This is a genomic window from Streptomyces sp. W16, assembly GCF_033194735.1.
In the GTDB taxonomy this organism is placed as follows: Bacteria; Actinomycetota; Actinomycetes; order Streptomycetales; family Streptomycetaceae; genus Streptomyces.
The window spans coordinates 1-11,357 of record NZ_JAWOAI010000329.1; the positions used below are offsets into that span (position 1 = coordinate 1).

An 11,357-nucleotide genomic window follows, 5' to 3' on the forward strand; every position below is an offset into this window, starting at 1 on the left:
ACCGTCCTCCTGCTGCCCCTCGACTCCGGCGACACCGCCACGGACCTGGCCCGGCGCACCGCCGCCCAGCTGGGAGCGGCGGTCCACGAAGCGGTCACCGTCGGTGCCTCCGGGCCCGTCGAGAAGCCCGCCGCGGTGCCGGACGCCGTGGTCGCCGCCTACCAGGAGGGCCTGCGTTGCCTCGACGCCCTGCGTTTCCTGGGGCGATGCGGAGACGGCGCCGCCGCCGAGGACTTCGGCTTCCTCGGACTGCTTCTCGCCGGGGACCGCGACATCGGCGGATTCGTCGAGCGGACCATCGGCCCGGTCATGCGGTACGACGAGCGTCGCGGTACCGATCTGCTGCGTACCCTCGACGCGTACTTCGCCTGCGGCATGAGCCCGGCCCGCACGAAGGACGACCTGCACGTCCACGTCAATACCGTGGCCCAGCGGCTGGAGCGCGTGGGCAGACTCCTCGGTGAGGACTGGCAGGACCCGGCCCGCACCCTGGAGATCCAACTGGCCCTGCGGCTGCACCGATTGGCGGCTCCAGGGCGGCGGTGACCCTCGTAGGCGCGTGGCGTACGAGGGTCGTACCACTGGATGGCGGTACCGATGAGGCCGACGGTGACGATGCGGGTGAGGTTGGCGGGGGCGCTTCGGGTTGGGGTGGACCCGTCATACGGTCGAAGCGTTCCGGCCGCGGAGTGTGGCGAGGGCCAACAGCGCGGAGCACAGGGCGGCGCTGCCGCAGACGACGAAGCCGATCGAGTAGCCGTGGCCGAGGGCGTCCAGGGCGAGCGGGTGCAGGTCGGCCAGTTTCGGGGACGCCGCCGAGGCGCCGTTCACCGCGAGTGGGCCGCCCTCCTCCAGTACGGCCGTGCCCGCGCCCTTCAGTGCCTGCGGCAGGGCCGAGTTGTCGAGGGAGTCGGCGAAGCTGCTTGCCGCGCGGCTCAGGGCGACCGCGCCGATGACGGCCGGGCCGAGGGTGAAGCCGAAGTCGCGCAGCAGGTTGGTGGTGGCGCTCGCCATGCCCGCCAGATGGGTCGGCACGGTGTTCACGGCCGTCGCCGTGATCGAGGAGACGGTGATGGCGAAGCCCAGGCCGACCAGACCGAGCGGCAGGATCAGTGAGGTGAAGGCGGTGTCGGTGATCGGGAGCGTGGCCGCCCAGTAGTCGCCTGCCGCGATCAACAGCAGCCCTGTGCCCAGGAGTAGACCGGGGGCGACGGTTCGCAGCAGTCGTTCCGTCAGCGGCAGCATCACCAGGGTGATGCCGTTGAGGAGGACGAACGCCAGGCCTGTGCGCATCGGTGCCTGGTCCTGCACCGGGCCGAGCCGGATGCTCACGGAGTAGGCGGTGCCGAGGAAGGCGAACATGCCCACCACCGCCACGATCGAGGCCACCGCGAAGGCACGGTTGCGAAAGAGGTCCAGGCGGAGGAGCGGGGACTTGGCCCGCTTCTCGGCCAGCACGAAGGCGGCGAGGAACACGGCCGCCAGCACGAAGGCGATGACGATCGAGGGCGAGGCCCAACCGTCCGTCGGGCCCTGGATGATGGCGTAGAGCAGGGAGAACAGGCCCAGACCGATGGTGACCTGTCCCGCGATGTCGAGTGAACGGCCCTCGGGGGCGCTGGAGCTGACGGCGAACAGGGCGCTGACCGCGACGCTCGCCACGGCGACGGCGGTGACCACGACGAAGGACCATCGCCAGGAGCCGTAGGTGGCGGTGACACCGCCGAGCAGCGGTGCGATGAACCCGCCGGTGGACAGCAGGGCCGCCCACATCGCGATGACGCGGGCCCGTTGCGCGGGTGAGGTGGTGCCGGCGGCCAGGATTGCCAGCGAGGTCGGGAACAGGGCGGCGGCTCCCAGCCCGGCCAGGGCCTGTCCGGTCCAGAGTTGGTGGACGCCGGAGGAGGTGGCGCTGACCAGCTCGCCCACGGCCAGCAGCGCGGCGCCGCCGACCAGCAGCCGCTTGCGGCCGAAGAGGTCGCCGAGCAGACCGAAGGTCAGCTCCAGTACGGCGACCGGGAGCAGGAACGCGTCGGAGATCCAGGTGAGTTGGGAGCCGACCGGGTGCAGGTCGGACTGGAACAGCCCGTTGAGGGTGGCCGGTATGGCCAGGCCGATCTGAGCGAGGCAGACGGCGAGGAGACCGGCGACCAGGGTGCCGGTGGTCAGACCGGGGCCGGTGGCGGTTCTGGTGGAGGGTTCGGTCGGTTCGGTCGTCATTGACACGGAGGGCTCCTGATGCGTGCAGGGCGGGGACGGGGGCGAAGTCGGGGACGGGACAGAGATGCGGGCGGGCGTTTCGGGATCAGCGGGTGCCGGTCAGGCGGCTCGGGCGGTAGTCGGTGAAGGCGGCGCCGTCGAGGCCCAACTCATCGGCACTGCGCTGGAGTTGGGCAGCCGAGGCGGCGTCGTCCCAGCGTCCGGAGTCCAGCCGGTGTTCCACGGCGTGCAGACCGGCGACCACCTCGGCGGTGGTGAAGTTGCAGTGACTCTGGCGGGCCGCGTAGGCCTGGCGCAGGAGTGCGGAGTCGCCGGCCGCGCGTACCCGCCCGGCGAAGGCCGACTCCTGTTCCACGGGCACCAGTTGGTCGGCGGTGGTGTGGATGTCCAGCAGCGGTACGGCCAGGCTCTGCCCGGCGGTCGAGGTCCGCTTCAGACGGGCCACCGCGGCCGGGTCGGCCGTGATGTCCGCACCTCGGGTGAGCCGGTTCAGATCGCTGCGCAGGTCGAGCCCGGCGTCGCGGTACAGCGCCTCGACCTGCTTCGCGTGGGCGGATCCGCGCAGCAGTCCGGCGTAGTCGACGCCCTTGTTCCAGGACGTGTTGCCGCCGGCCGACTGCTCCACCGACCAGCGCGCCGGGACGATGAACCCGAGCAGCCCCTGAGCCAGCCAGGCGTACTGCTGCTGCTCCTGGCCCGCGAAGTCGCCGTGCGCGGGCGGCTGTTGGCCTGGAGCCCAGTCGGTCAGGTTGAGGTAGGCGGCGGCCAGGGCGATCCGGGCGCGGCCCGCCGGAGTCTGCTGCGCAGTCTCCACAGCAGTTGTGAGCCGACTGGCGAGGGCCGCGCCGTCGGCCGGGCTGCCCAGGCTCACCAGGGCGTCGGCATCGGCGGGGTCGAAGAACGTGGCCAGGGTGTATTCCGCGTCCAGTTGGTAGTTGTCCAGGTCGACACCGCCCGCGACCAGGCCGCACAGGCCGAGCGCACCGTCGACGCGTCCGGCGCCGTCGCGGGCGATCTGCGCGTTGACGAGGCCGCCCATGGACTGGCCCACCGAGATGACCCGGGTCGGGATGCCGACCTGGCGGCGGAAGGCGGTGAGCGCGGCGAACTGGTCCCGCTCGGCCGAGTCGAGCGCCCACATCGAGCCGCTCGGGTCGTAGGAGGAGCCGGCGAGGGCGTAACCGGCGTCCAGCAGGGCCTGGGCCACCGCGGGCGACGGGGCGTCGGCAGCGGTCGTAGGGCCGAAGCCGTGGCTGAACAGGAGCAGGGTGCCGTTCCAGTGTTCGGGTGTGTCCGCGATCCAGGTGGCGCCGTCGGTCAGCGTGCCGGAGTAGTGGGTGGCGGTCGCGGCGTGGGCGCTGGTCACCGGGCCGATCAGAGCGGTTGCGAGGGCGGTCGCGCAGGCTGCGGCGAGGGTCGAGAGACGGGGTCGGGGCATGGCGGCGGCTCCGCGGGTCGAGGGGGACCGAGTGGGGGAGCGGGCTGGAAGGACGAGCTGGAAGAGCGCTGCGAATGTAGGGCTCTTTTTTCATTGCCGTCAATAGACTGACCAATAATGAGGCGGACGGGTGCCTGCCTCCGGGCGTGCGGGGTCCGAGGGTGGACCGGCGGGGCGTCGGGGGTGGATCAGCCCAGCGTCAGGGTGTCCAGCAGACGTGCGGCTGCGCGGGCCGCCGGGCGGTCCCAGCGGCTGGCCAGGCCGCGGAAGACGGTCTCCGCCTGGGCGGCCGGCCAGTCCGCGGGAAGGTGCTCGGCGGGCAGGTGCGGGTCCCGGCGTACGAGGTCCAACCAGTCGGTGTGCAGGAGGAGTTGGCCTGCGAGTTCGTCGCCGGAGGCCGTCGCGGGCAGCGGGTCGGTGCGGTCCCAGCGCTCCAGGAACGCCCGGTAGCGCGCGCCGATCGCCGGCACGTCGAACGCCTGCTCAAGCACCTCCCGGACGTCGGTCGGTGACTCCACCTCCGCCCGGAACACCCGCAGATACGGCTCCAGGCCGAGGCCCGCCACCATCTCGCGGACGTCGACGGGCGCCGGGGCCACCCACAGACCGTTCTGCAGGGGGCCGAAGCCCGCCCAGATCAGCCGGGAGCGCAGATCGTGCCGCTCGCGGCTCCACGCCTCGGGCAGCGAGAAGCCGACCATCGTCCAGCGGCCGTCCCAGTCCCGGTTCACCGCGCCGGTGCGCCAGATGCGGTCCCGGCCGTCCGTCAGTACCTGGACGGCGTGCGGTGTCAGTCCGAAGTACGTCTTGCGGCCCTGCCGGCTGCGCTCCAGCAGATCGCGTTTGACCATGCGGTTCAGGGTGGTCCGCACCGCCTCCTCGGTACTGCCCAGCCTGCCGAGCGCGGCGATCACGCTGCCCGACGACACGGCGATGGGCCGTCCCAGTACATGGGCGCCGAAGAAGGTCAGCATCAGGGACTGGGTGCGCGGCTCGGGACCGCTCTCGGCGGCGGGTTGGGCGGCGACATCGACACTGGTCACCGGCACAGCCTAGGCCCGGGGCGGGCGCGCGGTGCCGTTGTGGCGTGAACTGTGTCATGTCTGTAACGGCAATGCGCGATGTGCCGAACGATGGTCTCCCTCGGACCGGGGGCGGTCAGAAGGCGAACGCCTCCGTCAGGCGCAGGTTGTAGCCGTCCTCTTCCATCAGGACGACCGTGACGCCGAACGGGGAGGGGTGGTCCAGGTCGAGGGGAGTGAAGGCGTAGTCGACCGCGGCCTGCACGGGCGGCACCAGCTTGCCGTCGGGCTGGGGAGCCGGGGCCGGCTGCCAGCGCGGTTCGGCCGATGCCGGGTTCTCGGTGTAGGGGAACTGGTGGAGTGTGTGGCCGTCCTTCGTGGCGTGCACCATGTTGAGGCAGGGCGAGGGGCCGTCGACGGGAAGTTCGCAGACGGTGGCCACGTCGTGGGTCTCCCAGGCGAGGACGACCTCGTCGGCGCCGGCCGCCGCGGCGATGTTCGACAGCGACGCGATCGCCGTGAGCGCGTCCCGGCCGGGCTCGACCGGGCGCAGCCAGATCAGGCCGACCAACTCGCCGTGTACGAGCGGCATGATGACCGGGCGGGGCACGGCGCCTTCACTGAGACCCGCGACGTACGCGCTCTTCATCGACTCGGTCAGCGCGTCGAATGTACGCGTGTCCATGAACTCCCCATCCGCAGCGGCTGTGTGGCGTCCATTCTGCCCTTGTCGCGGAGTGCGGGAGGTCGCCCCTGGGAGTGAAAGGGGCCCCGGCTGGACGGGGGAGACCAGCCGGGGCCGCACACGCTGAAGAACGGTCGACCGGCCCGGGTTGTTCCCGGCCGCACCCCGTCGGCGACTGTGAGCTGCGGAACACCCACGCGGAGCACTCGTGCGGAACTCCCGTACGGACGGCCTCAGTCGAGGTAGTCGGCGACCAGGACCGCGAATTCGTCCGGGGTGGCGAGCCGGATGCCGAGCGACTCGGCCTTGGCGCGCTTCGATCCCGCGTTGGCGCCGGCGACGACCAGGGTGGTCTTCTTGGAGACGCTGGAGGAGGAGCGGCCACCGGCGCGTTCGACGAGTTCGTTCATCTCGTTGCGGCTCAGCTTTTCCAGCGGGCCGGTCATCGCACCGGTGACGACCACCGCCATCCCGGCCAGCGGACCGTCCGCCGTGGCCGCGGTCGCGTCCACCGGAGCGTCGCCGTCGGCCGCAACGTCGTCCGTCACCGGAGCGGGCGGGGTCGCGCCGGGCTCGGTCATGTTGACCCCGGCGGCGGCCAGTCTGTCGATGAGCGGGGCCAGTTCGACGAGTTCGGTGACGATCGAGGGCGCCTTCTCGGTGCCGATGCCCTCGACCCGCTGCATCGCCTCCGCGTCGGCGGCCCGGATGTTGTCCATGGTGGCGAAGTAACGGGCGATACGGCGGGACATGGACCGGCCGGTGCCGCGCACCCCGAGCGCGCACAACACCCGTGACAGCGGCTGCCCCTTGGCCGTGACGATCGCGGCGAGGAGGTTGTCCGTGCTGGTCTCGCCCATCCTTTCCAGGCCCAGGAGTTGGTCGCGGGTCAGCGCGAACAGATCGGCGAGATCGGCGACCAGGCCCGCTTCGACGAGTTGGACGACGCGGGTGTGGCCCAGGCCCTCGATGTCGAGCTGGTCGCGGCCGGCGGCGTAGGACAGGGCGGCGACCAGATGGCAGTTGCGGCCCTGTTCGCAGCGCCAGCGCAGTTCGCTGGTGTCGATGCCGGAACCGCAGCGCGGGCACACCTCGGGGAAGACGATGGGCTGTTCGTCGCCGGTCCGCAGGTGCGCGACGGGCGCTTCGACGCGGGGGATGACATCGCCTGCCCGGTGCACCATGACGTGGTCGCCCAGGCGCAGGTCGCGGCGGGTGATGTCGCCGGGGTTGTGGAGGGTGGCGTAGGTGATGGTGGCCCCGTCGATCTCCACCGGCTCCAGGACGGCGCGCGGGGCGATGATGCCGGTGCGGCCCACGTTCCACTCCACCTCCAGCAGCCGGGTGATCTTCTCCACGGCGGGCAGCTTGTAGGCGATCGCCCAGCGCGGGGCCCGCGAGCCCGACCCGGCGGCCCGCTGGTCGGCGGCGAGGTCGGCCTTGATGACGATCCCGTCGATCCCGAACGGCAGCCCGGCCCGCAGCGCGGCGATCTCCCGCACCCGGGTCAGCACCTCCTCGACCGTGTCGGCGGTGATGCCGGGCACAGGCGTGGTGGCGGTGGTGTTGATGCCGAACGCGGCCGTTTGGTCCATGAGTTCGCTGTGCGCGAGCTCGCCCAGCCGCGCCGCGAGCCCCGCCTCGGTGTCGGCGAGGGGGAGCAGGCCGTAGCCGAAGAACGTCATCGGCACGGTGTAGGCGCGTTCCTTGGCGCGCAGCGTGCCCGCCGACGCGCCGCGCGGGTTGGCGAACGGCTGCCCGTCGTGCGCGGTGCGGACCTCGTTCGCGTGCTCGAACTGGGCGGTGGTCATCAGGACTTCGCCGCGCACCTCGACGGTGACCGGCTCGGTCAGCTCGGCGGGCAGGCCCTCGATGGTGCCGATCGCGTGCGACACGTCCTCGCCGGCCGTCCCGTCGCCGCGGGTGATCAGCCTGGTGAGGCGGCCCTGGGTGTAGCGGGCCGCGATCGCGAGGCCGTCGAGCTTCGGCTCCACGCTGAACCGCGTGATCTCGTGGTCGGTTCTTCGGGCCAGTGAGGCGGTCCAGGTGGTGAACTCCTCGGGGGAGAACACGTTGTCCAGGCTCAGCATCGCCACCGTGTGCGGGACGTCGCCCTCGACCGCGCCGCCGGCGACCTTTCCGGACGGGGAGTCGGGCAGCACCTGATCGGGATGGTCGGCCTCCCACGCCGTGATGCCGCGCACCAGCCGGTCGTAGGAGTCGTCGTCCAGCACGGAGGTGCCGCCGGTGTAGTAGGCGGCCGACGCCTTCACCGCGTCCTCGACCGCCTGTGCGTAGCCGGCGGCATCCACGATCACTGCAGCTGGTGTAGTCATGACTGTCATCCTGCCTGTCACCACTGACAATGCCCCGGCCGTGAGCGTGCGGGACCCCGGTCAGTCCTCCGGCTCGGACGTGCGCTGGAGGTCGGCCCGGCCTTCGGCGGCTCGGATGAAGCGGGTCATGCCGAACTGGCTCGTGCCGGAGCTGTCCTGGGGAGTGCCGGCCGTCGGCTCGCTGGAGCGGGGCGCGGACGGCAGGACGTAGGGGCGGCGGAGCACCTCGTCCAGGATGATCACCGTCTCGGTGGCGCGAACCGCGGGAATCGTGGACAGCCGGTCGGTGACCAGGCGGTGCACGGCGGAGACGTCGGCCACCCGGATCTGGATCATGGCGTCGTGCTGGCCGGTCGTGACGGCGCAGTACTCCACCTCCGGCATCTGGGCCAGAGCCGTGCGGAACTGCTTCCACAGTTCCTGGCGGACCGTGACGAAGATCAGGGCGCAGATCTCCAGCCCGACCCTGGTGTGGTCGACGCGGGCGCTGAAGCCGTTGATCACGCCGTCGGCACGCAGGGCTTCGAGGCGGGTGTAGGCGTTCGCGCGCGAGACACCGACGCGTTCCGCGAGGGCCGCGACGGAGATCCGGCCCTGGGTGCGCAGTACATCGAGGATCTTGAAATGCACCGAATCCAGGGCAAGGCCGATGCCGATCCGTCCAGAGCGGCGTTCGGGAGGGGTCTCCGAGGTCGACAGATCTTCCATGTTCGCGCCTCTCCGTCGATTTTCGTCTCGCGGTGATCCCGTCGGCCGAAAGTCCTGGTTAGTTTCAGCCCACCCTAACGGCGAATCGTCCAGGTCCCCTCCCGGTGTCCGTCCGTTCCCGCCCGGCCTTCTTCCGCTCCGCCCTGCTCACGGAGGCACGCATGCCCAGATCCAGTGCCGGTTCGTACCCGGTGGCACTCTCCCTCGTCGCGGTCGCGGCGCTCGCCCTGAGCGCCTGCTCCGGCGGTACGAGCGCCTCCGGCTCCTCGGCCGGCAAGACCCTGGTCGTCGACACGTCGTTCAACCTGAAGACCGCCGACCCGGGCCGTGAGTTCGAGCCGACCGGGCAGATCGTCGACAAGGCGCTCTACGAGACGCTGCTGACCTTCAAGGGCTCCGACGTCACCAAGCCGGTGCCGGGGCTGGCCTCCTCGTACGAGCAGTCCGCGGACGGCAGGACACTCACCCTCCACCTGCGGACGGGCGCGAAGTTCGCGGACGGCAGCGCGGTCACCGCCGACGACGTCGTCTTCTCGCTGAACCGGGTGATCGCGCTCAAGGGCAACCCGTCGTTCCTGCTCGACGGCGTCACGGTCACCAAGACGGACGCCTCCACCGTCACCCTGGTCTCCAAGAAGGCCAACCCGGCGCTGCCCTTCATCCTCCCCAACCCCGCGCTCGGCATCCTCAGCGCGAAGACGGTCCAGGCCCACGGCGGCTCGGCGACCGCGACGGACGGGGCGGAGAAGTACCTCAACACCGCGTCGGCCGGCTCCGGCCCGTACACGCTCACCTCGTTCAACACGAACACCCAGGTCGTCCTGACGAAGAACCCCAAGTACACCGGCTCGGACAAGCCGGCCTACGACAAGATCGTCATCCGCAACGTCCAGGCACCCACCCAGAAACTTAACGTCCAGCGCGGCGACAGCCAGATCGCCCTCGACCTCACCTCCGACCAGGTCAGCGGCATCGGCGGCGGGCTCAAGGTGGACAGCGGCGCGTCCTCGGACGTGATCTTCCTGCTGCTCAACCGCAACACCAAGGTCAGCAGTACGACGGCCAACGCGAAGTTCGCGGAGGCGGTGCGCAAGGGCATCGACTACAAGAGCCTGCTCTCGCTCGCCGGCAGCGGCTCCGTCCAGCCCGCCGGGATCATCCCGTCGACCTTCCTCGGCGCGCTGCCCGCCTCCGAGGCCGCCGGCCGCGACCTCGCCGGAGCGAAGGCGGCCCTGAAGGCGAGCGGGATCGCCAAGCCGTCCGTGACGCTCGGCTACGCCAGCGACCTGACCGTCGACGGACTGTCCCTGCAGACCCTCGCCGAACGGGTCCAGGCACAGCTGAAGGAGGTCGGCATCACCGTCACGCTCGCCCCTGCGCCGACCACCACGGAACTGGACAACTACCGCAACGGCAAAGAGCAGTTGGGCCTCTGGTACTGGGGCCCGGACTACCCGGACCCCAGCGACTACCTTGCCTTCCTGCCCGGCAACCTGGTCGGCCTGCGCGCGGGCTGGAAGGCCGGCGCCGACCCCGCCCTCACCGCGCTCGGCGACAAGGCCGCCACGACGATCGGCGACGACACCCGCAAGACGCTCTACGAGCAGATCCAGACCAAGCTGAACACCGACGGCCCCTTCATCCCGCTGATGCAGCCGAGCCGCAACACCGTCTCCGCCGCGTCCGTCACCGGCGTCGCCTACAACCCCGTATGGACGATCGATGTCGCCGCGCTGGGCACGAAGTAAGGACACGGGCGGTGGCAGACGGTTCCTCGCCCGCCACCCCCTCGCCCGCTTCCTCCTCCGCCGTACCGCCACCGCCGTCCTGCTCGCCGTCGGTGTGACCCTGGTGACGTTCGTCCTCACCAACCTCGTCCCCGGCGACCCGGCGGCGGCCAACCTCGGTCAGCGGGCGATCGGCGACCCGGCGATCGTCGCGCAGTTCCGCCACCACTACGGCCTCGACAAGCCACTGCCGGTCCAGTACGTCACCTACCTCGGCAACCTCCTCCACGGCGACCTCGGCGAGTCCCAGCAGAGCCACCAGTCGGTCCTCACCGACCTGTCCACCGCCGTCCCCGCCACCCTGGAACTCGCCGGGGCCGCGATCGTGGTCTCGCTGGTCGTGGGCGTGGCGTTCGGAGTCGTGGCGGCACTGCGCCGTGACCGCTTCACCGACCAACTCCTGCGTGTCGTCAGCCTGCTGGGGGTGTCGGTGCCGACCTTCTGGCTGGCGCTGCTCGCCTTCTACATCTTCTTCTACCGCCTCGGCTGGGCCCCCGGCAGCGGTCGCCTCGACCCCGGTATGACAGCGCCCCCGCATGTCACGGGCCTCTACACGGTCGACGCGGCACTCGCCGGCCAGTGGCCGGTGTTCTGGAACGCGGTGGGCCATCTCGCCCTGCCCGCACTGGTGTTGACGGCGTACACCGTCGGCCTGCTCACCCGTTTCACCCGCTCCGCCGTCCTGGAAGTGCTGAACCAGGACTACGTCCGCGCAGCCCGCGCCAAGGGCCTGCCCGGCCGGACCGTCCTCTTCCAATACGTCCTCCGGGCTGCCCTCGTCCCCGTCGTCACGGTCGCCGGACTGGCCTTCGGGGCGCTGCTGTCGGGCACCGTCCTGGTCGAGTCGATCTTCGCCTGGCCGGGCCTGGGCGCCTACGCCTACCGCAGCGCGACCACCCTCGACCTGCCCGCCGTCATGGGCGTCGGACTCGTCGTGGGCCTGGTGTACCTGACCGTCAACCTCGCCGTGGACGTCCTGTACGGCGTGATCGACCCGAGGGTGAGGGTGCAGTGAAACGCAGTACGGAAAGGGGAGCGAAGTTCTCCCTGCTACGACGGCTGCCGCCCGCCTGGCGCCGGCCGCTCGCCGTCACCGGCGGCCTGGTCGCCGTGTTCTGGCTGGTGATCGTGGTCGCCGCCCCGCTGCTCGCCCCGCACGAC

At 71.1% G+C, this 11,357-nt stretch carries 9 protein-coding genes; 3 read left to right on the forward strand and 6 right to left on the reverse strand.

Annotated elements, in window-relative coordinates; translation table 11 throughout:
* On the forward strand, window positions 1–546 hold a 546-nt coding region (locus tag R6V09_RS33915; RefSeq protein ID WP_317885295.1), incomplete at its 5' end, for a PucR family transcriptional regulator.
* Window positions 547–660: 114 nt separating this feature from the next.
* Here the strand turns inward: R6V09_RS33915 and R6V09_RS33920 are convergent.
* The 6 genes from R6V09_RS33920 to R6V09_RS33945 all read right to left on the reverse strand — a co-directional run bounded on the left by R6V09_RS33920 (window position 661) and on the right by R6V09_RS33945 (window position 8,409).
* On the reverse strand, window positions 661–2,220 hold the full coding sequence (locus R6V09_RS33920) for an MFS transporter (protein WP_317885296.1): 1,560 nt from the start codon (window positions 2,218–2,220) through the stop codon (window positions 661–663).
* An 85-nt stretch (window positions 2,221–2,305) separates the two neighbouring features.
* Window positions 2,306–3,658, reverse strand: a complete 1,353-nt coding sequence (locus R6V09_RS33925) for an alpha/beta hydrolase (protein ID WP_317885297.1) — start codon at window positions 3,656–3,658, stop codon at window positions 2,306–2,308.
* Window positions 3,659–3,846: 188 nt separating this feature from the next.
* Complete coding sequence (locus R6V09_RS33930; protein ID WP_317885298.1) at window positions 3,847–4,707, reverse strand: PaaX family transcriptional regulator; 861 nt, start codon at window positions 4,705–4,707, stop codon at window positions 3,847–3,849.
* Window positions 4,708–4,816: 109 nt separating this feature from the next.
* Window positions 4,817–5,365 (reverse strand): hypothetical protein, encoded by a 549-nt coding sequence (locus tag R6V09_RS33935; RefSeq protein WP_317885299.1) that lies wholly within the window; start codon window positions 5,363–5,365, stop codon window positions 4,817–4,819.
* A gap of 233 nt (window positions 5,366–5,598) precedes the next feature.
* Complete coding sequence (gene ligA / locus R6V09_RS33940; protein WP_317885300.1) at window positions 5,599–7,701, reverse strand: NAD-dependent DNA ligase LigA; 2,103 nt, start codon at window positions 7,699–7,701, stop codon at window positions 5,599–5,601.
* A 60-nt stretch (window positions 7,702–7,761) separates the two neighbouring features.
* Window positions 7,762–8,409, reverse strand: a complete 648-nt coding sequence (locus tag R6V09_RS33945) for an Lrp/AsnC family transcriptional regulator (protein WP_317885301.1) — start codon at window positions 8,407–8,409, stop codon at window positions 7,762–7,764.
* A 161-nt stretch (window positions 8,410–8,570) separates the two neighbouring features.
* On the opposite strand from R6V09_RS33945, the gene R6V09_RS33950 reads away from it, so the two are divergent.
* Complete coding sequence (locus R6V09_RS33950) at window positions 8,571–10,157, forward strand: ABC transporter substrate-binding protein (RefSeq protein ID WP_317885302.1); 1,587 nt, start codon at window positions 8,571–8,573, stop codon at window positions 10,155–10,157.
* Window positions 10,132–11,211 (forward strand): ABC transporter permease, encoded by a 1,080-nt coding sequence (locus R6V09_RS33955; protein ID WP_317885303.1) that lies wholly within the window; start codon window positions 10,132–10,134, stop codon window positions 11,209–11,211. The genes R6V09_RS33950 and R6V09_RS33955 overlap by 26 nt, the downstream gene beginning before the upstream one ends.
* Window positions 11,212–11,357: the final 146 nt, after the last annotated feature.

What these genes read in the sequence shown, in the direction of transcription:
- R6V09_RS33935 (WP_317885299.1), bottom strand. Translation starts at nt 5,365, where the DNA reads ATGGACACGCGTACATTCGACGCGCTGACCGAGTCGATGAAGAGCGCG.
- R6V09_RS33955 (WP_317885303.1), top strand. Translation starts at nt 10,132, where the DNA reads ATGTCGCCGCGCTGGGCACGAAGTAAGGACACGGGCGGTGGCAGACGG.
- R6V09_RS33945 (WP_317885301.1), bottom strand. Translation starts at nt 8,409, where the DNA reads ATGGAAGATCTGTCGACCTCGGAGACCCCTCCCGAACGCCGCTCTGGA.
- R6V09_RS33925 (WP_317885297.1), bottom strand. Translation starts at nt 3,658, where the DNA reads ATGCCCCGACCCCGTCTCTCGACCCTCGCCGCAGCCTGCGCGACCGCC.
- R6V09_RS33920 (WP_317885296.1), bottom strand. Translation starts at nt 2,220, where the DNA reads ATGACGACCGAACCGACCGAACCCTCCACCAGAACCGCCACCGGCCCC.
- R6V09_RS33950 (WP_317885302.1), top strand. Translation starts at nt 8,571, where the DNA reads ATGCCCAGATCCAGTGCCGGTTCGTACCCGGTGGCACTCTCCCTCGTC.
- ligA (WP_317885300.1), bottom strand. Translation starts at nt 7,701, where the DNA reads ATGACTACACCAGCTGCAGTGATCGTGGATGCCGCCGGCTACGCACAG.